The organism is Halomonas sp. A40-4 (assembly GCF_015767635.1).
GTDB lineage: Bacteria > Pseudomonadota > Gammaproteobacteria > Pseudomonadales > Halomonadaceae > Vreelandella > Vreelandella janggokensis.
Map to the genome: position 1 here is coordinate 1,101,269 of NZ_CP065230.1, position 22,981 is coordinate 1,124,249.

At 59.7% G+C, this 22,981-nt stretch carries 12 protein-coding genes; 9 read left to right on the forward strand and 3 right to left on the reverse strand.

The window, feature by feature from the left end; all coding sequences use genetic code 11:
• Positions 1-10: 10 nt before the first annotated feature.
• Complete coding sequence (locus tag IT895_RS05260) at positions 11-1,324, reverse strand: MFS transporter (protein WP_199284913.1); 1,314 nt, start codon at positions 1,322-1,324, stop codon at positions 11-13.
• Between the two features lie 209 nt (positions 1,325-1,533).
• Here IT895_RS05260 and IT895_RS05265 point away from each other — a divergent pair, with 209 nt between their 5' ends.
• The 9 genes from IT895_RS05265 to IT895_RS05305 all read left to right on the forward strand — a co-directional run bounded on the left by IT895_RS05265 (position 1,534) and on the right by IT895_RS05305 (position 20,164).
• Positions 1,534-1,803: a SelT/SelW/SelH family protein gene (locus tag IT895_RS05265; protein ID WP_085919785.1), complete on the forward strand. Its 270-nt coding sequence runs from the start codon at positions 1,534-1,536 to the stop codon at positions 1,801-1,803.
• A complete protein-coding gene (locus IT895_RS05270; protein ID WP_085919784.1) occupies positions 1,800-2,669 on the forward strand; it encodes a DMT family transporter in 870 nt (289 codons plus the stop codon). Before IT895_RS05265 ends, IT895_RS05270 begins: the two co-directional genes overlap by 4 nt.
• A gap of 398 nt (positions 2,670-3,067) precedes the next feature.
• Positions 3,068-4,594: a TolC family outer membrane protein gene (locus IT895_RS05275; protein ID WP_199284914.1), complete on the forward strand. Its 1,527-nt coding sequence runs from the start codon at positions 3,068-3,070 to the stop codon at positions 4,592-4,594.
• Positions 4,587-4,916 carry an SPOR domain-containing protein gene (locus IT895_RS05280; RefSeq protein ID WP_199284915.1) on the forward strand — a complete coding sequence of 110 codons (330 nt, stop codon included), beginning with the start codon at positions 4,587-4,589 and terminating at the stop codon, positions 4,914-4,916. The genes IT895_RS05275 and IT895_RS05280 overlap by 8 nt, the downstream gene beginning before the upstream one ends.
• Before the next feature lie 119 nt (positions 4,917-5,035).
• Positions 5,036-7,204, forward strand: coding sequence for a type I secretion system permease/ATPase (locus IT895_RS05285; RefSeq protein WP_199284916.1), 2,169 nt, complete (start codon positions 5,036-5,038; stop codon positions 7,202-7,204).
• A complete protein-coding gene (locus tag IT895_RS05290) occupies positions 7,204-8,631 on the forward strand; it encodes an HlyD family type I secretion periplasmic adaptor subunit (protein ID WP_199284917.1) in 1,428 nt (475 codons plus the stop codon). Before IT895_RS05285 ends, IT895_RS05290 begins: the two co-directional genes overlap by 1 nt.
• A complete protein-coding gene (locus tag IT895_RS05295; protein WP_199284918.1) occupies positions 8,631-9,278 on the forward strand; it encodes a response regulator transcription factor in 648 nt (215 codons plus the stop codon). Before IT895_RS05290 ends, IT895_RS05295 begins: the two co-directional genes overlap by 1 nt.
• A 237-nt stretch (positions 9,279-9,515) precedes the next feature.
• Positions 9,516-19,727, forward strand: coding sequence for an immunoglobulin-like domain-containing protein (locus IT895_RS05300; protein WP_199285535.1), 10,212 nt, complete (start codon positions 9,516-9,518; stop codon positions 19,725-19,727).
• Positions 19,728-19,837: 110 nt separating this feature from the next.
• Positions 19,838-20,164 (forward strand): tryptophan synthase subunit beta like protein, encoded by a 327-nt coding sequence (locus IT895_RS05305; RefSeq protein ID WP_199284919.1) that lies wholly within the window; start codon positions 19,838-19,840, stop codon positions 20,162-20,164.
• A 68-nt stretch (positions 20,165-20,232) separates the two neighbouring features.
• Here the strand turns inward: IT895_RS05305 and IT895_RS05310 are convergent, their stop codons facing one another.
• Entirely contained in the window at positions 20,233-22,134 is a 1,902-nt protein-coding gene (locus IT895_RS05310; RefSeq protein WP_199284920.1) for an EAL domain-containing protein, read from the reverse strand.
• An 11-nt stretch (positions 22,135-22,145) separates the two neighbouring features.
• Entirely contained in the window at positions 22,146-22,817 is a 672-nt protein-coding gene (locus IT895_RS05315; protein ID WP_199285415.1) for a transglutaminase-like cysteine peptidase, read from the reverse strand.
• Positions 22,818-22,981: the final 164 nt, after the last annotated feature.

Sequence of the window (22,981 nt, forward strand, 5' to 3'; positions counted from 1 at the left end):
ATCCTGAACGTCACTCAACCTGCGGTAATCGCAGGGCACTGAACATCGCCGCCAGGGCGGTGGCGGACAAAACGAGCAGCAAGGCGCTACTGCCCAGCCACTGGGCCAACAGGCCGACCACCCCGCCCACCAGCAGCATCAGTACCCCCGTCAGGGTGTTCGAGAGTGCCACATAAAGGGCGCGGTTATCCTGGCTTGCCATGTCGACCAGGTAGGTTTTGCGACCCAGACGCACCCCATGATGAACAATCACCAGCGCCGCATAGACCAGTGCGTAGGGCCATATACGCTCGGAAACGACGGTCGGCAGCCACGCAATGCCTGCGCCCAGCAAACAGCATAAGGTTGTCCCGATCGCGGCATCTCGCATGACGCCTCGACTGGAGTGGTCGGCCCGCTTGCCCCACACGGGGCTTGCCACCATGGCGGCCAGGCCGGATACCACAACCAGAAGCCCCAGGCTGCTTAGCTCGCTGCCGCTTTGTTGTTGACCCAGCAGCGCCAGATAGGGAAGGGCCAGGGCGCTGGAAAGCAGCAACGCCCGGCACAGGTTGAAGTGTAAAAACGTGCGGTCTTGCTTGAGTAACGTAAGTCCCTGTATGATGCTATCCCAGGCATTTTCGCCACCTTCAACAGCGCCCGGCGTTTCCTCGATACGGGCGGCGCAGATCCCGTTGACGGCCCAGCCAAAAGCCGCAATGCCTAGCAGCGCCGCAAGTGTCACCTTGCCCAGGGAGTCATCCAGAAGCATCAATACGCCCCCGGCTGCCAGAGTGGCTGCCCCGGCAACACTGCCACTCCAGCCCATCAGGGTGCCACGGCGGCGTTTGGCAATGGTCTTGCCCATGACATCCTTGGTGGCGATGGACGAAAGGCCCCGGGCCAGCGACAGCATGACCAGTGCCATCAAGACCAGGCTGCCTCCCAGGCTGCCACTGCTCCACAACGCCAACGCTGCCAGCACGACTGCCGCCAGCGCCTGCAAGGCAGCACCGGCCACCCACACCCATTTGCGTTGCGGCTTGAGGCGAATGAAACCGGCCACAAAAATCTGCGGCAACAGTGCCCCGGACTCACGAATAGGCACCAATAGCCCGACCATCCATACCGGCGCACCGATGATGCCCATTAGCCAGGGCAATACCAGTCGTGCACTGGATAGCTCATCCGCCAGCTTATTGCCGAGTGATGCCCATAAATGCAGCATGAAGTTACGCGGTTGCTCATGGCAGGCGCTATCGGGAATGTCATCGCACATCCGGCTGTCCTCGTCGCCGGTCAGCCACTCGTAAATGCGCGATTCTGAGAGGTCATGTCTAGCCATCTAGGCTCCTTGGCAGTCGTCGTCCCGGGCGGCTCGTTTTGACGAGCCGTGTTATTCAGTACACTCTTGCTGGGCAATACCCCTGTCTAGTACAGGTGCTCACTATACGCGGTGGTTAACGCCTGCAGATTAGTTAATGCCCGCAGATTATTACGCAGTTTATTAATAGTACTCATGGATAATGGCGAGTGTCGCCAAGGAGCTCAAGGATGTCGCGTATTCAAATCCGCTATTGCACGCAATGCCAATGGCTGCTACGCAGCGGGTGGTATGCGCAGGAGCTGCTTTCCACCTTTGGCGAAACGTTGCAAGAAGTAGCGCTTTGCCCCAGTCACGGCGGCACCTTCGAAATATGGTGCGACGGCGTACTGCTGTGGGAGCGCAAACGTGATGACGGTTTCCCGGATATCAAAACCCTCAAGCAGCGGGTGCGAGACCACGTCGAACCCGCCCGTGACCTGGGCCATACCGACCGATGAATCAGGACCGCCAAGCAATTCTCTATGGGTTGGGGGCAGTTGCCCTCTGGTCCACCGTCGCCACCGCCTTCAAGGTTGCCTTGGCCTGGATGTCGCCCCTGGAACTGATGTGGCTGGCGGCGTTGGTTTCCTGGCTGCTGATGGGCGTACTGGTGGTGTACCAGGGTAACGCCAGAATAGCGCTCAACACCGGTTGGAAAACCGCTGCCTGGGCCGGGTTGATGAACCCGGTCGCTTATTACCTGGTGCTGTTTGCCGCTTATGATCGACTGCCCGGCCAGGAAGCCATGGCGCTCAATTACACCTGGGCGTTGGCCATGGCGTTTCTGGCGGTACCGCTGTTGGGGCACCGCCTGACCGTCAAGGATGTCACCGCCGGACTGGTCGCCTACGCAGGCGTCTGGGTGATCGCCACCCGTGGCAATGTGTTCGATGTCCACTTTGCCGACCCGCTTGGCGTCGCCTTTGCGCTAGCATCCACGCTGCTGTGGGCGCTTTACTGGCTGCTCAATGCCCGCGATAAACGCCAGCCGTTGGTGGGGCAGTGGCAAAACTTCACCGTCGGGTTGCCGGTATTGACGCTATTGCTGGTATGGGGGCCAGGGTTTCAGTGGCATGGCGGTTCGGCGTTGGTGGCCGGTATTTATGTCGGTCTGTTTGAGATGGGTATCGCATTTATTTTGTGGCAGCTTGCGGTTCACAAGGTGTCACGCACCGCCAAGGTCTCAAACCTGATATTTCTTTCCCCGCCTGTCTCGCTTTTGTTACTGTTTGTAGTCGTTGGTGAGTCGATTTATCCTTCAACCTTGGTGGGCCTGGTGCTTATTCTGGCAGGGTTAGGCTGGCAACAAACGCGTAGATCATAGGGTTAAGCCTTTTTTATCAGTCTTGTAAACCAATGCTTTGGCTTTTGGTTTACATATTCCTGTCTACTTAATAAGAAATTTATTGCATTAGGTTTTGTAAGTAATGTAATTTTGTTTTACGATAATTTACATTAATATTTCTGACGTAACCTATGTGTTATAAGCTATAAAGAGCAAATACATCATCAGGGTGCTTAAGCTCTTATGACGAGTAACGTGGACACGCAAGGCTCTAGAGCTTAGCACCACCAGGGTATGGAAACCGGGAATGGATGCGCCACCTGAACATAACGAGTGTTAGGAGAGTCCCGCGATAAAAAAATAACGTATCGATTGCTATCGGTGATTGCGGTGGTTTTGCTGCAGTCGCTGTCTCATATTCCATGAGGGGACCACAGATGAAAAAACTCAGCTACACCAACGGGCTTTACCAACGGTTTGGCTTGGCACGTATCATTCAGGCGGCCGCTTTCGGCACCAGCCTGACACTCCTTCCGCTCGGTCAGGCGATGGCACAATCGCTTCCATCCGATATGGCCATTCCGGGTTCATCCAATCTGCAAGAGACTGTCCAGCAGGCGATCACCCAGAATCCCGAAGTCAACGCGGCGTTCCGCGCCTTCAATGCGGCGGGTTACGACCGGGATGAGGCCTGGGGCGGTTACCTGCCAAGCGTGGATGCCACTGCTGGCGTAGGCCGCGAGTCCGTCGAAGGTGATGGCCGCGGTAGTTATGACACTGATTACGTGCAGCTCGAGTTGACCCAAATGGTCTACGACGGTTTTGCGACGGCCGGACGGGTAGAGCAACTGGACCGGGCAGAACTGGTACGTTACTACGAGCTATTGGGCGCCAGTGAAAACGTCGCTCTGGAAGCGACCAGGGCTTACGCTGATGTGCTGCGCTATCGTGAGCTGGTGCGCCTGGCTCAGGATAATTACCGCCAGCACATGCGGGTCTACGATCAGATCGAAGAGCGTGCGCTGTCCGGCGCAGGCCGCGGTGTTGATCTTGAGCAGATTACCGGTCGTGTCGCGCTGGCCGAATCCAACCTGCTGACTGAAGCCTCAAATCTGCATGATGTCTCGGCGCGCTATAACCGCATCGTCGGCGACCTGCCGGTAGAAAACCTGGCCCCCACGCCGGCATTAGAAGACGAGCTACCCAGCTCGGTGCAAGAGGCGGTCAACCTTGCCTTTGAAGGCAACCCCGACTTCCATGCCGCCATTGAAGACATTGCGGCGTCGCGGGCGGAGCAGGACATTGCAGAAGCCGGCTTTCATCCGCGGTTGGATATCGTAGGACGCACCGGCAGCAACAACGATGATTCTGCGGCAATCGGTCGTCGTGACCAGAGCAGCATCGAGCTGGTAGCCAGCATGAACCTTTATCGGGGTGGCTCGGATCTGGCCTCATTCCGGGCAGCGAGTGAACGCATCGAGGAAGCCGTTGAAAATCGCGAGCTGGCTTGCCGCAACGTTCGTCAAACGACCCAGATCGCCTACGGGGACACCCAGCGGTTGCGCGAGCAGATGCAGTACCTGAATCAGCATCGCCAGTCCATTGACCGGGTTCGCGGCGCTTATCAGCAGCAGTTCGATATCGGCGAGCGCACCCTGCTCGACGTGTTGGACAGCGAAAACGAGTTCTTCGAAGCCAGCCGAGCCTACGTGAACGCTCAGTATGATGTTGCCATTGCCGACGCCGAGACGCTGGCTTCAATGGGGCACCTGATGCGCACCCTGGATGTATCACGCGCCGACATGCCGAGCCTTTCAGACCTGGATAGCGATGGCGTCCAGATTGACGCCGAGGCTATCTGCCCGACTCAAGCGCCTGCCAACTATACGCTGGAGGATCTGGTAGGTAGTACCGGTAATGATCCGTCTTCGGGTGTCAGTACAGTGCGCTCGTTTGATGTTTGATGGGGATCGCGCCATTGATTCGCTTTCGGTCGCTGACGTTTCGGGCAATCCCTCGGAGCGTCCTTCAGCGTTCTCGGACGAGATCGTTGACACCACCCCTGCGAATGCAAACTCATTTCTTCAGGTAGCGGCCCTCAGCAGCCAGTCATCGGCCGCTGAGCTGCAAAGAGAACTTGAAGGTCAGTTGAACATGCCAACTCGCGTGGTTGACGGTGGTGGTCTTTACCGTGTTCAGGTAGGCACCACCCCTGATGCAGTATCAGGCTTTCGCCGCCAGTTGAGCGATATGGGGTATGATGAAGCGTTTCCTGTCAGCAGTTAAGTAAGAGGATGGCGCTGTAGGTTGTTTCGCGTTCTTTCAGTTTTCGTTACACAAGAACGCGAGACAGCATCGCTGGGCGCACTAATCTAAGCAGGTCGCATTTATGATTTGGGGTATGTGTGTCTAACGAAAAAGACGTAGCATCAGACGAACCATCTACTCGAACCGATACAGATGAGCTTCTTGAATGCTTGATCGCTGTGGCATCCATTCATCACCACGATGCCACACGAGAAGCGCTGACTGCCGGTCTCCCACTAGAGGAAGGCAGGCTGACGCCCGGCGTGTTGGGGCGTGCAGCGGCGCGCGCTGACCTGACGGCTCGGCTGGTCAAATCACGCCTGTCGCAGCTGAACCCCGCCCTGTTTCCAGCGATTCTGCTCCTGGAATCGGGGCGCGCCTGTGTGCTGCTCAACCTGGACATTAAAAATGGCCAGGCGGAAGTCATTTTCCCCGAGCTGGGCGAGGCAAGCTCCATTGTCAGCCTGGTCGGCCTTCAGGACGCCTACAGCGGCCAGTCGGCCTATGTCAGGCCCAAGTTCCGCTTTGATGCGCGTGGCCCCGAGGTCAAGAAGCAGCGCTCGCGGCACTGGTTCTGGGGCGTTATCCGCGAAAACCGCAAGCTTTACCGCGATGTATTGATCGGCTCGGCGGTGATCAACCTGTTTGCTGTGGCCATGCCCCTGTTCGTGATGAACGTTTACGACCGGGTAGTCCCCAACGCGGCCACCGAGACGCTCTGGGTGCTGGCCGTCGGCATCTTTATCGTGCTGTGTTTCGACCTGGCGCTACGCCTGATGCGCAATGCCTTTGTCGACCTGGCCGCCAGCCGTGCCGATGTGAAACTGACCTCAAGCATCATGTCACGGGTGCTCGGCATGCGCATGGAATCCAAGCCAGCGTCAACAGGCTCCTTTACCGCCACGCTGCAATCCTTTGAATCCGTGCGGGCGTTTATCGGCTCTGCCACCATCGTGGCGCTCGTGGATCTGCCTTTTGTCATTCTGTTTGCCTCGATTATCGCGCTGATTGGGGTGCCGCTGGTGATTCCCATTGTGGTCGGCGCGGTGTTCGTTTTCCTTTATGCACTGGCCGCGCAGAGTAAGCTGCACGAGCTCTCTGAAACCACCTGGCGCATCGGCGCCCAGCGCAATGCCACCCTGGTGGAGTCCGTCGGCAACCTGGAAACCGTCAAGGCGCTGCGCAGCGAAAGCCGTTTACAGGGCATGTGGGAAAGGGCGTCGGCGTTTCTTTCCCGTACGGCGGCCCAGTTGCGCCTGGTCAGCTCGTCCGTCACCAGTGTGGCGCTATGGACACAGCATACGGTGGCGGTGGCGATCATCATTATCGGTGTCTACATGATCATCGAAGGTGATTTGACCCAGGGCGGGCTGATCGCCGCTTACCTGCTATCTTCCCGGGCAATGGCGCCAATCAGTCAGGCGGCGGGGTTGATGGCCCAATACCACCAATCATCCACGGCGCTCGAGTCACTCAACGAGGTGATGGACAAGCCTACCGAGCGCGTTGAGGGAAAGGCCTATATCAACCGTCCCGTGGTGCAGGGCGATATCAAATTCGACGGCGTCAGCCTGAGCTACCCGGAGGCAGAGCGTAGCGCGCTCAACGACGTGAGTTTCCGGCTCAAGCCGGGTGAGAAGGTCGCCCTGATCGGTCGTATCGGTTCGGGCAAATCAACCCTCAGCAAGCTGTTGCTGGCGCTTTACCAGCCCACTGGCGGTGCCATCTTCCTGGATGATGTCGACATACGCCAGTTCGACCCCATGCAGCTGCGGCGGCACATCGGCTACGTGCCCCAGGATATCGCGCTGTTTTTCGGTACCCTGCGCGAGAACATCGTCGCCGGAGCAGGCAGCGAGGGCGTTGATGACGAGGCACTGCTCGAGGCTGTCCGATTGAGCGGCCTTGAGTCACTGGTCAAGTCACATCCTCACGGGCTTGATCTGCCGGTCGGCGAGGGCGGCAATATGCTCTCCGGTGGTCAGCGTCAATCGGTCGCCATTGCGCGTGCGCTGGTGAACAGTCCGAGCGTGCTGCTGCTCGACGAACCCACCAGCGCGATGGACCACGCCAGCGAAGAGGTGCTGAAGAAAAACCTGACGCGTTTCAGTCAAGAAAAAACCATGGTGATCGTTACCCACCGCACCTCGCTGCTCTCGCTTGTCGACCGCATTATCGTGATGGACGCGGGCAAAGTGGTTGCCGATGGCCCGCGCGAGCAAGTCGTCGAAGCCTTGCGTAAAGGCCAGGTCGGGAGGGCGAGCTAATGGCGAAAAAACGTAAATCCGCCGAACAGCAGGGCTTTGAAGCGCTGGGCCGGTTCAGTGAGAAGGGCGGCAAACCCTTTCGCCCGTTCATGGACCGGTTGTTTTCCAAGCGTGTCACGTCAGCCCATATAAATCGGGACTGGGCCAGTGATGCCGACTGGGCGCGCATGCAACAGGACCCCCTCCGCGCACGCGGATTTCTCTACGGCATCGTGCTGGCCATCATCGCGCTGCTTGTCTGGGCTTCTTTTGCGGAAATTGACGAAGTCACCCGTGGCCAGGGCCGCGTCATTCCCGCCCAACAGCTGCAGCGCGTCCAGTCATTTGACGGCGGCGTGGTCGAGGAAATCCTTGTCCAGGAAGGCGAGATGGTCGAAGCGGGCGAGGTCATCATGCGCATCGACCCCACTCGCTTTGTCTCCGATTTTCGTGAGAACCGGGTGCAGGCCCAGGCGCTAAAAGCCCGAGCCGAGCGGCTGCGTGCCCTGGTGACGGACACTGACTTCTCGCCAGGCGAGGAGCTGCTGGAAAAAGCGCCACTCGCCGTTTCGCAAGAGCGTGAAGCCTATCAAAGTAGCCTATACGAATTACGCCAGCAGGAAGCCGTTATTCGCGACCGCATCCGCCAACGTGAAGCCGAGCTGCGCGAGGCAAAACTACGGCGCGATACCGCCAGCCGGGAGTTGCAAATGGCCAGTGAGGAGCTTCAGCTCACGCGGCCTCTGCTATCCTCCGGCGCCGTATCGGAAGTCGAAGTGCTGCGTCTGGAGCGCGAAGTTTCCCGTAACCGCGGCGAGCGCGATCAGGCCAATGCCGCCATTGAGCGGCTCGAAGCCGCCGTTGAGGAAAGTGAGTCGCAGTTGCGTGAACTGGGCGCTGAACGGCGTAGCCAGTGGCGCAACGACCTGTCCGATACGCTGAGTGAAATTGCCGCGTTGGATGAAGGCAGTTCGGGCCTGGAGAATCGCGTGCAGCTTGCCGATATTCGCTCGCCAGTGAAAGGGGTCGTGCAAACCCTGCACATCACGACCATCGGTGGCGTTGCTCAAGCCGGGCAGGAAGTCGTCGATATTATTCCTACCGATGACCGGCTATTGGTTGAAGCGCGCATTGCACCCCAGGATATCGCTTTCCTCACCCCTGGGCAGGAGGCAACCGTCAAGCTGACGGCCTACGACTATTCCCAGTATGGCGGTTTAAAGGCCGAGCTCGAAAACATCAGTGCTGACACGATTACCGATGACGATGACAACACCTTTTATCGCGTAAAGGTACGTACCGAACAGGGTGAGATCAATAACGAAGACATGGACATCATTCCCGGCATGACGGCCCAGGTGGATATCATGACCGGCAAGCGTACGGTGATGGAGTTTCTCCTGAAACCTGTCCTGCGTGCGTGGAATAATTCATTAGGGGAACGCTGATGAACCACCTTTTTGTCACACAAGACCAGGCGTTGATGCCCCGCTGGCAAGCCGCCTTTGCCGAGGCTGAGTGCGTTACTGTTGAGCAGGCCGAGGCGCGGGCGGATGCTGACACCCTGGTGTGGTTATTAAAAGAAGAGCATGGCAATGAAGAGTCTTCTCTCGTGCGCCGCCTGTCCCAGCGTGCCACCGTTGTGGTGCTGTCGATGATGCCGGAAAACGGCGCGGCGATGGAGGCGCTTCAACAAGGCGCAAGAGGCTACGCCCACGCGCTGAGCCCCGCCGATTCGCTAAAGCAAATCGCCACGGTGGTAATGAACCAGGGGATCTGGGTACCGGCCGAACTGATGGCGCAAGTCATGGGCAGCACCTGGCGGCTACTCAAGGGAGACGAACAGGTTCAATCATCGGTGTTGGAAGTACTGACTCAACGTGAGCGCGAAGTAGCGTTGGCAGTGGCCAAGGGAGCCAGCAATAAAGTCGTGGCCCGAGAACTCGATATAACGGAAAGAACCGTCAAAGCTCACTTGACCGCTATCTTTGCCAAGCTCGATATCCATGACCGGTTACAACTGATCATCAAGCTGACCGGGAAAGGCGCATCAGCAAAGGCAAACGAGACTCTCAGTTACTCCACCTCAAAGTAGTCAGCCAGTAGCAAGCGGCTATAACCTCTTTGGCGGATAGCAATCTGTCAGCCTTGACGCCCAGCTATCTAGCCCTTTTCTATGCCGCTGGGGCGATTTAAAGCCCCCCAGTACGTATGAAGTACCTACCGAAATAGTCCCCCATCCTGTACCACGGTCCAATACTAAGCTTTCCCAGTCTGGCCTAGTGTGACTATCAATATAAAACCTTATTTCTGTTGTTAGAGGATGACTCCTATGAGCATTGCAACCGTTGTTACCATTACCGGTCAGGCCTGGGCACGCGATCCTGACGGTAACCTGCGCGAACTGGCTGTTGGTGATGTTCTTCAGGAAGGTGAAACGCTCGTCACCTCTACCAATGGCAGTGTGCAACTTGATTTTGACGACGGTCTGCCTCCGACGCTGATCGGCGGCAACGAAGAAGTCGCGATCACCAATGACGTGGATGCCGAAAACGCCCCGACGGAAGAAGAAACCGTTGCCCAAGACAGCGAGATAGAAACGTTGCTGTCTGTATTGGAAGAAGAAGACGGCGACATCCTTGAACTCCTTGAAGCAACCGCCGCAGGCGGTGGTGCTGCCGGTGGTGGCGGCGGCGGTGGCGCCGACTTCGTCCAGCTCGCGCGCATCGAAGAGTCTGTTCAAGGGCTGCAGTTTGAGTATGCAGGTGGTGTGGATGGTGGCCCGCCTGCGGTTGAGTTTGCCGAAGCTCCTGTCGAAGACGATGCAGCTGCTGAAGACGATGAGCCTGGACTACAGGGCATTATTACGCTGAGTATGCCAGAGCAGGTTACAGAAGCCGATGAAATCACCGTCACTGCATCAGTCGACAACGCACCAGAAACCGATTTGGTCATTACCCTCAGTAATGGCCAGCAAATAACTATTGTGGCGGGAGCCACCAGTGGCGATGTGACCTTCTCTACCCGTGATGACGACGCTTTCCAGCAGGGCGGTCAGCCTATCGATCTAAGTATCGCCGGTACCTCCGGCGGTAACTATGAGTCGTTGGACACCAGCAGCACGGGTAGTGTCAATGTGGTGGACGACAATGATGTCACCACCGTCACCCTGGAAGTCCCGGAACAAGTCACTGAGGCCGGTGATATTACGGTCACCGCCCGCGTGGACAATGCTCCAGAAACCGATCTGGTGATCACGCTAAGCAACGAGCAACAGATCACGATCGTTGCCGGTGCCACAGAAGGTAGCGTGACGTTCGACAGTCGTAACGACGATGTCTTCCTTCAGGGTGCAGAGAGCCAGACCCTGAGCATCGCCTCCACTGAGGGTGGTAACTACGAAGCGCTTGATACCAGCGCCGAAGCCACAGTGACGACGGTTGACGACAACGACACCGTCACCGCCACGCTGACGGCGGACACCGACAGTGTCGCCGAAGGCGGCGAAGTCACCTACAGCGTGACCCTGACCGGTCCGGAAGGCGCCGACCTCGGTGCCCACAACGGCCTCGAGTTCCGCCTGGCTGACGGCTCCATCGTTAACATCGCCGCCGGTCAAGTGAGTGGCAGCACCACCGTGACCGCCGGCGACGACGCCTTCGTGGGCGGTCAGGAGACCCTGACCAACAGCATCACCGAGATCGTGGGCGACAGCGACAGCGAGTTCGAAGACCTGGCCACCGCCGGTGAGACCAGCGTCACCGTGACCGACGAACCCGGCACGCCGGGCGAACCGGGCGAGCCCAACGACGGCGACCCGATCACCCTCAGCATCGCACCGACCTCGGCGCAGTTCACCGAAGCCCAGGCGCAGACCTTCACGGTCAGCCTGAGCGAAGCGGTCGACCGTGACGTCGAAGTCACCCTGGACGGCGGCAACACCGTCACCATCGAACAGGGCGAGACCGAAGTCACCTACACCCGCGAGCCCCAAGGCGACGACGTGTTCGTTGACGGCGAGACCGTTGAAGTCGCGCTGGAAGGCGCCGCGGCCACTGACGGCACCGCGTTTGAAAACCTCACCCTGGGCGAGGCCGCCGAAGCCGAGATCGTCGACACCATCGACACCGTCACCGCCACGCTGAGTGCGGACACCGACAGCGTCGCCGAAGGCGGCGAAGTCACCTACAGCGTGACCCTGAGCGGTCCGGAAGGCGCCGACCTCGGTGCCCACAACGGCCTCGAGTTCCGCCTGGCTGACGGCTCCATCGTTAACATCGCCGCCGGTCAAGTGAGTGGCAGCACCACCGTGACCGCCGGCGACGACGCCTTCGTGGGCGGTCAGGAGACCCTGACCAACAGCATCACCGAGATCGTGGGCGACAGCGACAGCGAGTTCGAAGACCTGGCCACCGCCGGTGAGACCAGCGTCACCGTGACCGACGAACCCGGCACGCCGGGCGAACCGGGCGAGCCCAACGACGGCGACCCGATCACCCTCAGCATCGCACCGACCTCGGCGCAGTTCACCGAAGCCCAGGCGCAGACCTTCACGGTCAGCCTGAGCGAAGCGGTCGACCGTGACGTCGAAGTCACCCTGGACGGCGGCAACACCGTCACCATCGAACAGGGCGAGACCGAAGTCACCTACACCCGCGAGCCCCAAGGCGACGACGTGTTCGTTGACGGCGAGACCGTTGAAGTCGCGCTGGAAGGCGCCGCGGCCACTGACGGCACCGCGTTTGAAAACCTCACCCTGGGCGAGGCCGCCGAAGCCGAGATCGTCGACACCATCGACACCGTCACCGCCACGCTGAGTGCGGACACCGACAGCGTCGCCGAAGGCGGCGAAGTCACCTACAGCGTGACCCTGAGCGGTCCGGAAGGCGCCGACCTCGGTGCCCACAACGGCCTCGAGTTCCGCCTGGCTGACGGCTCCACGGTCACCATTGCCGCCGGTCAAGTGAGTGGCAGCACCACCGTGACCGCCGGCGACGACGCCTTCGTGGGCGGTCAGGAGACCCTGACCAACAGCATCACCGAGATCGTGGGCGACAGCGACAGCGAGTTCGAAGACCTGGCCACCGCCGGTGAGACCAGCGTCACCGTGACCGACGAACCCGGCACGCCGGGCGAACCGGGCGAGCCCAACGACGGCGACCCGATCACCCTCAGCATCGCACCGACCTCGGCGCAGTTCACCGAAGCCCAGGCACAGACCTTCACGGTCAGCCTGAGCGAAGCGGTCGACCGTGACGTCGAAGTCACCCTGGACGGCGGCAACACCGTCACCATCACCGCCGGGGCGACCGAAACCACCTACACCCGCGAGCCCCAAGGCGACGACGTGTTCGTTGACGGCGAGACCGTTGAAGTCGCGCTGGAAGGCGCCGCGGCCACTGACGGCACCGCGTTTGAAAACCTCACCCTGGGCGAGGCCGCCGAAGCCGAGATCGTCGACACCATCGACACCGTCACCGCCACGCTGAGTGCGGACACCGACAGCGTCGCCGAAGGCGGCGAAGTCACCTACAGCGTGACCCTGAGCGGTCCGGAAGGCGCCGACCTCGGTGCCCACAACGGCCTCGAGTTCCGCCTGGCTGACGGCTCCACGGTCACCATTGCCGCCGGTCAAGTGAGTGGCAGCACCACCGTGACCGCCGGCGACGACGCCTTCGTGGGCGGTCAGGAGACCCTGACCAACAGCATCACCGAGATCGTGGGCGACAGCGACAGCGAGTTCGAAGACCTGGCCACCGCCGGTGAGACCAGCGTCACCGTGACCGACGAACCCGGCACGCCGGGCGAACCGGGCGAGCCCAACGACGGCGACCCGATCACCCTCAGCATCGCACCGACCTCGGCGCAGTTCACCGAAGCCCAGGCGCAGACCTTCACGGTCAGCCTGAGCGAAGCGGTCGACCGTGACGTCGAAGTCACCCTGGACGGCGGCAACACCGTCACCATCGAACAGGGCGAGACCGAAGTCACCTACACCCGCGAGCCCCAAGGCGACGACGTGTTCGTTGACGGCGAGACCGTTGAAGTCGCGCTGGAAGGCGCCGCGGCCACTGACGGCACCGCGTTCGAAAACCTCACCCTGGGTGAGGCCGCCGAAGCCGAGATCGTCGACACCATCGACACCGTCACCGCCACGCTGACGGCGGACACCGACAGCGTCGCCGAAGGCGGCGAAGTCACCTACAGCGTGACCCTGAGCGGTCCGGAAGGCGCCGACCTCGGTGCCCACAACGGCCTCGAGTTCCGCCTGGCTGACGGCTCCACGGTCACCATTGCCGCCGGTCAAGTGAGTGGCAGCACCACCGTGACCGCCGGCGACGACGCCTTCGTGGGCGGTCAGGAGACCCTGACCAACAGCATCACCGAGATCGTGGGCGACAGCGACAGCGAGTTCGAAGACCTGGCCACCGCCGGTGAGACCAGCGTCACCGTGACCGACGAACCCGGCACGCCGGGCGAACCGGGCGAGCCCAACGACGGCGACCCGATCACCCTCAGCATCGCACCGACCTCGGCGCAGTTCACCGAAGCCCAGGCGCAGACCTTCACGGTCAGCCTGAGCGAAGCGGTCGACCGTGACGTCGAAGTCACCCTGGACGGCGGCAACACCGTCACCATCGAACAGGGCGAGACCGAAGTCACCTACACCCGCGAGCCCCAAGGCGACGACGTGTTCGTTGACGGCGAGACCGTTGAAGTCGCGCTGGAAGGCGCCGCGGCCACTGACGGCACCGCGTTTGAAAACCTCACCCTGGGTGAAGCCGCCGAAGCCGAGATCGTCGACACCATCGACACCGTCACCGCCACGCTGAGTGCGGACACCGACAGCGTCGCCGAAGGCGGCGAAGTCACCTACAGCGTGACCCTGAGCGGTCCGGAAGGCGCCGACCTCGGTGCCCACAACGGCCTCGAGTTCCGCCTGGCTGACGGCTCCACGGTCACCATTGCCGCCGGTCAAGTGAGTGGCAGCACCACCGTGACCGCCGGCGACGACGCCTTCGTGGGCGGTCAGGAGACCCTGACCAACAGCATCACCGAGATCGTGGGCGACAGCGACAGCGAGTTCGAAGACCTGGCCACCGCCGGTGAGACCAGCGTCACCGTGACCGACGAACCCGGCACGCCGGGCGAACCGGGCGAGCCCAACGACGGCGACCCGATCACCCTCAGCATCGCACCGACCTCGGCGCAGTTCACCGAAGCCCAGGCGCAGACCTTCACGGTCAGCCTGAGCGAAGCGGTCGACCGTGACGTCGAAGTCACCCTGGACGGCGGCAACACCGTCACCATCGAACAGGGCGAGACCGAAGTCACCTACACCCGCGAGCCCCAAGGCGACGACGTGTTCGTTGACGGCGAGACCGTTGAAGTCGCGCTGGAAGGCGCCGCGGCCACTGACGGCACCGCGTTTGAAAACCTCACCCTGGGCGAGGCCGCCGAAGCCGAGATCGTCGACACCATCGACACCGTCACCGCCACGCTGAGTGCGGACACCGACAGCGTCGCCGAAGGCGGCGAAGTCACCTACAGCGTGACCCTGAGCGGTCCGGAAGGCGCCGACCTCGGTGCCCACAACGGCCTCGAGTTCCGCCTGGCTGACGGCTCCACGGTCACCATTGCCGCCGGTCAAGTGAGTGGCAGCACCACCGTGACCGCCGGCGACGACGCCTTCGTGGGCGGTCAGGAGACCCTGACCAACAGCATCACCGAGATCGTGGGCGACAGCGACAGCGAGTTCGAAGACCTGGCCACCGCCGGTGAGACCAGCGTCACCGTGACCGACGAACCCGGCACGCCGGGCGAACCGGGCGAGCCCAACGACGGCGACCCGATCACCCTCAGCATCGCACCGACCTCGGCGCAGTTCACCGAAGCCCAGGCGCAGACCTTCACGGTCAGCCTGAGCGAAGCGGTCGACCGTGACGTCGAAGTCACCCTGGACGGCGGCAACACCGTCACCATCGAACAGGGCGAGACCGAAGTCACCTACACCCGCGAGCCCCAAGGCGACGACGTGTTCGTTGACGGCGAGACCGTTGAAGTCGCGCTGGAAGGCGCCGCGGCCACTGACGGCACCGCGTTCGAAAACCTCACCCTGGGTGAGGCCGCCGAAGCCGAGATCGTCGACACCATCGACACCGTCACCGCCACGCTGACGGCGGACACCGACAGCGTCGCCGAAGGCGGCGAAGTCACCTACAGCGTGACCCTGAGCGGTCCGGAAGGCGCCGACCTCGGTGCCCACAACGGCCTCGAGTTCCGCCTGGCTGACGGCTCCACGGTCACCATTGCCGCCGGTCAAGTGAGTGGCAGCACCACCGTGACCGCCGGCGACGACGCCTTCGTGGGCGGTCAGGAGACCCTGACCAACAGCATCACCGAGATCGTGGGCGACAGCGACAGCGAGTTCGAAGACCTGGCCACCGCCGGTGAGACCAGCGTCACCGTGACCGACGAACCCGGCACGCCGGGCGAACCGGGCGAGCCCAACGACGGCGACCCGATCACCCTCAGCATCGCACCGACCTCGGCGCAGTTCACCGAAGCCCAGGCGCAGACCTTCACGGTCAGCCTGAGCGAAGCGGTCGACCGTGACGTCGAAGTCACCCTGGACGGCGGCAACACCGTCACCATCGAACAGGGCGAGACCGAAGTCACCTACACCCGCGAGCCCCAAGGCGACGACGTGTTCGTTGACGGCGAGACCGTTGAAGTCGCGCTGGAAGGCGCCGCGGCCACTGACGGCACCGCGTTTGAAAACCTCACCCTGGGCGAGGCCGCCGAAGCCGAGATCGTCGACACCATCGACACCGTCACCGCCACGCTGAGTGCGGACACCGACAGCGTCGCCGAAGGCGGCGAAGTCACCTACAGCGTGACCCTGAGCGGTCCGGAAGGCGCCGACCTCGGTGCCCACAACGGCCTCGAGTTCCGCCTGGCTGACGGCTCCACGGTCACCATTGCCGCCGGTCAAGTGAGTGGCAGCACCACCGTGACCGCCGGCGACGACGCCTTCGTGGGCGGTCAGGAGACCCTGACCAACAGCATCACCGAGATCGTGGGCGACAGCGACAGCGAGTTCGAAGACCTGGCCACCGCCGGTGAGACCAGCGTCACCGTGACCGACGAACCCGGCACGCCGGGCGAACCGGGCGAGCCCAACGACGGCGACCCGATCACCCTCAGCATCGCACCGACCTCGGCGCAGTTCACCGAAGCCCAGGCGCAGACCTTCACGGTCAGCCTGAGCGAAGCGGTCGACCGTGACGTCGAAGTCACCCTGGACGGCGGCAACACCGTGACCATCGAACAGGGCGAGACCGAAGTCACCTACACCCGCGAGCCCCAAGGCGACGACGTGTTCGTTGACGGCGAGACCGTTGAAGTCGCGCTGGAAGGCGCCGCGGCCAGCGACGGCACCGCGTTTGAAAACCTCACCCTGGGCGAGGCCGCCGAAGCCGAGATCGTCGACACCATCGACACTACAACTCTCACATTGAACGATGTGACAGTAGACGAGGGAACTGGCACCGCCACGATCTCCGCCACACTCAGCAACGCGGCGAGCCAAGAGTTCACCGTTACGCTGAGTAATGGAGAGACCATCACGTTTGCTGAAGGTGCCACCGAAGGTACCTCGACACCGTTTGATATCCAGGGTGATGACGTTTACGAGGATGAGGAAAGCTACGAGGTCAGTGTGACCGATCAAGGCGATCACAACTTTGAGGACCTTGATACCAGTGACACTGCTACGGTTGAAGTCAACGATACCATCGACACCACCGATGTCAGCATCAACGCGATTGTGACGAAAACGTCCGTCATTAATGTCGGAAACGTTGATAACACCGATAGCTTTACCGTAACGGCCTCTAGGCCTAACGGTGATGAAGGGACTATTTCAAAAGTTACAGGAACTGACCATGATGGCTTTGGTGTGGTCGGTGCCACGACTGGCGGGGCTGCTAACAGCGAGCTTGGTTATAGTAATGAAGGTAGCGAAAAGGTCGTTGTTGACTTCAATAATGAGGTGAAAAACTTCGACGTTCAGTTCGCTTGGCGTAACAACAACGAAAGAGCAAAAGTAGAGTTCTTTGATAAAGATGGAAACTCTGTTGGCTCTGCGATCGTTTCGGGTGGCGGTACCTCAACCGAAGCCTTTGTTACCTACTACGATGCCAATGGAGACGAAACCAGGACAGAGCGAGCGCCGGGTGGCTCTGACCGTGTGGATAATGCTTACACCTTTGAGCCGGGAAGTGGCGAAACCTTTACAACTGCAGAGTTCTCTGCCGTTGGTTACGATGATGACTACCTGATCCACTCGATCGCCTATAAAGAAGTAATGAATGGCGAAGCAACCAGTATAGGCGGTGCCTCTGAGGTTACCTTTGAAATCGAGACGTCCAATCCGCCCGATGAAAGTCAGTTCGACTTCATTGATACCTTCCCTACGGCCACTGTCAATATTGGCGGCCAAGAGTATACGGTCAATCTTGATCGTAACGGCAAGGGCAGTGTTGCGGTTGAAACAGATGGCCAAAGCGACCTTACTGCTGAGGTTGTCAGCGTCAATGGTAACTTTGAGAACGTGGACGTGCCTGTCAGCCTGACGCTGTACAAGGGTGATCTTGAAACCGCGAATAACGGTGATAACGCCGTTCAGGCCGGTCAAGGTGACGACATTGTATTGGCTGATTTGGGCGGCAACAAAATCGTTACCACTCCTGGGCAGGACTATAATGTCTCGCTGATTGTGGATTCTTCAGGCAGTATCGCCAATCAGTTAACAATGCTGAAGAATGCACTTAATAAGCTGGCTGACCAACTTGTCAATCACGATGGAGCCATAAACTTCCAGCTTGTCAGCTTTGACAGCAATGCTGAAACGTTATTGACGCTGAATGACATTACGAATACTGATGATACTCTCAGCACGATTCAGTCGGCTATACAAGGCCTGGATGCAGATGGTGGTACGAACTATGAGGCCGCTTTTGCACAAGCCAAACAGTGGTTTGATGGTCAAAGTAACGGCTATGAGAACCTGTCTTTCTTCCTGACGGATGGTGATCCAACCTATCATCTCGATGCATCGGGTAATCCCACCAGTGATGGTGGCGGTTCGCAAACCAGCCAAGCTAATTTGCAAAACGCAATTGACGCCTTCGCACCGCTTTCCAACATCAGCACTGTGCATGCTATTGGATTAGGGAGCAATAACGTCAACGAAGAGTACCTTAGATTCTTCGATAATACCGATGTGGCAGGACAAGGGTCTGTCCAGTTCGGTAAGTCAGACTTAACTCTGGCGGATTTTGAAGGAACAAATGATCCACTAGACCAGGGAAATGCCTGGAATAAACTAGCAGGAAGCGACAATGAAGGTGCTGTCAGAACAGATATAGGTAATTTCCTGACAATTGAAGACTCTCCTGGGGGAGTGGCTACCCTTGCCGCCAGCGATACTTTTGAAGTCAGTATCGATGGAAGTCAAGTTGCGTTTGATTATCGTACCTTCGACTCGCACAACAAAGATGAATTTAGTTGGAAACTCCAAAAACAAGGTGGCTCAGGATGGGAGGATGTTAGTGGTTTTAATCAATTAGAGAGGTCAGATTGGAAAGGCGTTCAAAGTGATGAATTGTCAACAGGAAGCTATCGATTGGTCTTCCAAGTTGATGATGATAGTCATAACCGGTACTCCGACCTCGATATTGACAATATCAAGTTGATATCGCCTAACTTAGTAAGCGGGCAGGTGGGTGAACCAACAGTGATCGATACTGCTGCAGAACTGGACAACGTTCTTGAAGGAGGCTCCACTGACACCGAACTGGCCGAGTTGGGCGATGACGTTGTCAATGGTGGCGATGGCAACGACATCATCTTTGGGGATGCCATCAACACCGATGCCCTGGACTGGGAAGGGCGTGAACTGCCTGACGGTTCAGGCATGAAAGCCCTGAAAGAATACCTGAAGGTCAGCAATGAGGGAGAAGAACCTACCGAGCAGCAGCTGTATGACTACATCAAGGCTGGTAACGCCGAGCTGAACGTCGCAGGCGATACCCGCGGTGGAAATGATGAGTTGTACGGTGGCAGTGGAGACGACATTCTCTACGGCCAGGGCGGCAATGATCTGCTGGATGGTGGCGAAGGCAACGATACTCTCTTCGGCGGTGCAGGCGCTGACACCTTCGCATGGAACTTCGGCGATGAAGGTACCGAAGACCAACCTGCCGAGGATACTGTCAGGGACTTCAATGCCTCAGGTGACGGTGAAGGAGACACGCTGAACCTCTCCGACCTTCTTCAAGAGCGAGGTGATGATGAACTTGACGGTTACCTGCAAGCAACCGAGAACGAGGAAGGTGATACCGTGCTCCACGTCAGTACCAGTGGCAATCTTGGCCAAAATGGCCAAGGGGCGGATCAAATGATCACGCTGGATGGTGTGGCTTATGAGCAGAATGTTGTTCAAAACATGATCGATAACGGCAAGCTCGATATCGAGTAAGCCCGAACTACCCTAAGTGGCCCCGCTCGGTACCGCCGAGCGGGGCCTTTTGTTAGGCTAATTGATACTTAACTATCATGGCAGCTTGCTGCCACTGGGAGCGCCACCACATGTACGTCAACCGCGATAAACAGGGCGAGATCAGCCAGGTAAGCCGTACGGTAAGCGAGCACTGCAAGGAATACGTCTCACCGGAATCGGCGGAGCTACAGCGTTTTATCAACGCCGAAACCCATGAGGCTGCGCTGCTCAGGCAGTCGGATATGGAGTTTGTGCGGGTACTGGAAGACGTGATCACTCTGTTGATGGATCGGGGGATCATCCGCTTTACGGACCTGCCGGAAAAAGCCCAGGAAAAACTTCTGGACAGGCAGTCGCTGCGCAAACGCGTCAACGACGTAGGGCTGATCAGCGACGATGACAGCGACGTGATCTAACCGTCGCTCACGACATTAATCAGCGGCTTCCATGCCGCTGATTTCAATTCAAGCTGTCATCTTCGAGCTTACGGCGCTTTCACACCAGGCCCGGTAACCGCATCAAGCCCCAGGTCAAACAGTGTCTCGGCTTCTTCGGGGCGTTTAACGCCTTCGGCGATGGCCAGAATACCCAGCGAGTGGGCCAGGGTGGCCATGCCGCGCAGGATAGTCTGCTGGTCAAACGCCTGGTCGACGCCGCTGACCAGGCTGGCGTCAAACTTGAGGAACGCAAGCCCCAGGTCGTGAAGGTCGGCCAGGCGGGTAAATTCGCTACCCACGTGTTCCAGACCAATCCGCACACCGGTGTGCTGCAACTCGCGGCACAATAACCGGAAGCTTGCCAGGTCATGCAGCGCGGTGCTTTCGGGTAGCTCGATCCACAGCTTGCGGGCCGCCTCGGGGGCGTGCTCAAGCCGTTGGCGCAGCGCCTTGATAAACGCCATGTCGCTCACCGCGCGGCCGGAGAGGTTGATACCCAGCGGTAGCTGGTCGGTCTCGATAATGGCCAGCGCGCGCTCGGCAACGGCCAGGTCCAGCTTGTCTTCCAGCTGCAGACGGGCCACCCAGGGCATGAACAAGCCCGCACTCCGCCACTCGCCTGCTAACTCAAGGCGCGAGGGCGCCTCGTAATGCACCACTTCCTGACGGGCATTGACCACCGGGAAGCGAGCCAGCGCAACGCCAGCGTCCATCGACTGGATCAACGCTGACCGCCATGCTTCATGGGTCGTATACAGCGGCAAGCGCGCCTCGCCAGAAGCCACCACCAGCGCCATGTCACCACGGCCCTCGGCATCGGCGAGGGCGCCGTCAAGCGCTGCAAGCCGTTGAGAAGGCGTATCGCCGTGAGTGTACTCACTCAGCGCGGCGGGTAGCCGGAGCGGCGCGCCCACGGTATCGCGTAGCAGCGTCAGCTGATGCTTGAGGCTTTCACTGACGTGCTCGATATCCTGGGAGCCATGGACCACCACCAGGAAGTCACTGCCGTTCAAGCGGCCGACTTCACCGCCGCCCAGTTCATTGGCCAACTGCGCCAGATGGCTCACCAGCGCCCGCAATGCCGCATCGGTGGCCTGACGGCCCAGGCGCTCGTTGACCTCGGGCAGGTCGTCCACGCGCACCATAATCAACACGCCGCTGGCACGCTGTGAGTCACTTTCCAGGTTGCGCTGCAAATGCTCCAGCAGCGTCGTGCGGTTGGAGGCACCCGTGGTGGCATCCTCCTGCAAGCGGCGGCGCAACTGGTCGAGCTTGCCGGTTTCTTCGCTCAGCATGGTATGCACCGCCCCGGAGAGCGTGTTCATCGCCTGTACCACTTCGCGCAGCTCTAGCGTGCGCGGCTCTGAAGAAGTGGTAAAGCGGCGCGCACTGATGCTGCGTGCCTGGCTAACCACTTCCAGCAGCGGCCGACGGATGGTGCGCACAATCCACCAGGCCAGCAACAGGCTGATAGCACCGACCAGAGCAAACCAGGCAGTCATTTTCAGGGTGCTTTGCCACAGCGAACGGTAGGCGTAGTCGTGCTGGCTCGCGAGGGTCAGGGTGCCGTACTGGCTCCAGCCGTCCTGCACCACTGCCTGACCAGGGGAAACATCCAGGCGCACCAGATCAACAAACCAGCTGGGCACACCGTCGTCCAGCGGCTCGGCTTCGCGGCGCTGCATGATGTCACCCTGCGGCGAGCGCAGTTCAATCAAACGGTAATGCCCGGTATCAAACTGCGCGGATAGCAGCAGCTCGATGCTGACGTCATCTTTTTCCATCTGGGTCATGGAGAGTGCCAGCGCGTTGGCATTGTCGGCATTCTTGATTTGTACTTCCTGCTCAACGTAATCCTGCGTGGAGGTCACGCTCACTGCCAGACTGCCCACGAACGCCAACAGCAGTATCAGGATGACCGTCAGCCAAAGCTGCTTGATGAGAGACATATCCTATCCTCTTATATAAATCCTTGATCGCGCATGCGGTTAACCACGCTTTGCCAGCGTGAAAGCCGCGCGAGTGGGTCAGCCCGTGACTCCTGCGACCCCCCGGCCCACAAGCCGCTGCTGTTGAAACTGAAGACAGGGGTCAGGTCGTCGCGTTCCGAGGCCGGTCGAATGGATGGGATGATGTTATCCAGTACCAACGGCTCGGACGCCGGTGTTTGATAGTACCCAAGCACCATGTGCGCCTGGCTTTGCTGGGAACGGCCAATCCGTGCCCGAACATAAATCATGCGCAGCTTGTTGCCCGGCACACCCAGTTCCTTGAGCGTGATGTACTTGGCAATCGAGTAATCCTCGCAGTCACCTTCGCGCTTGCCCAGCATTTCCAGCGGCGTCGCCCAGTAATCTTCCTGGCCCCAGATGGAAATGTCATCCCGCCAGCGCACCTTGCGGTTGAAGAAGTCATTCACCTCGCGCATCTGGTCGCCAAGCCTTGCGCCGCGCAGCCGCTGGATCATGGCCAGCCACTCATCGATCAGCGTCACGCCCGCAGCCCCATGCGCCTGCTGCATCTTCTGGCGGATCCGCGCCGGGTTGAACGCCGAAGCCGTGGACGGCGCGCCAATCATCAGGCACAGCAACCCCGCGCCCAGCCCCGAGAGCACTTGCCGCCGCGATACCATCACGTTACCTGACCATCCATGGCGGCGCGAGATAGAAACCTGTTTTGAAGATGTTCAAGCTAATGGGGGTATCCTCATAGTGCCGTGTTAAAGCTTCACAATTTATATCGACAAAAGACGTTGCAACTTAATCGCGCCACGAAAAAAAAACAAGGCATGCACCC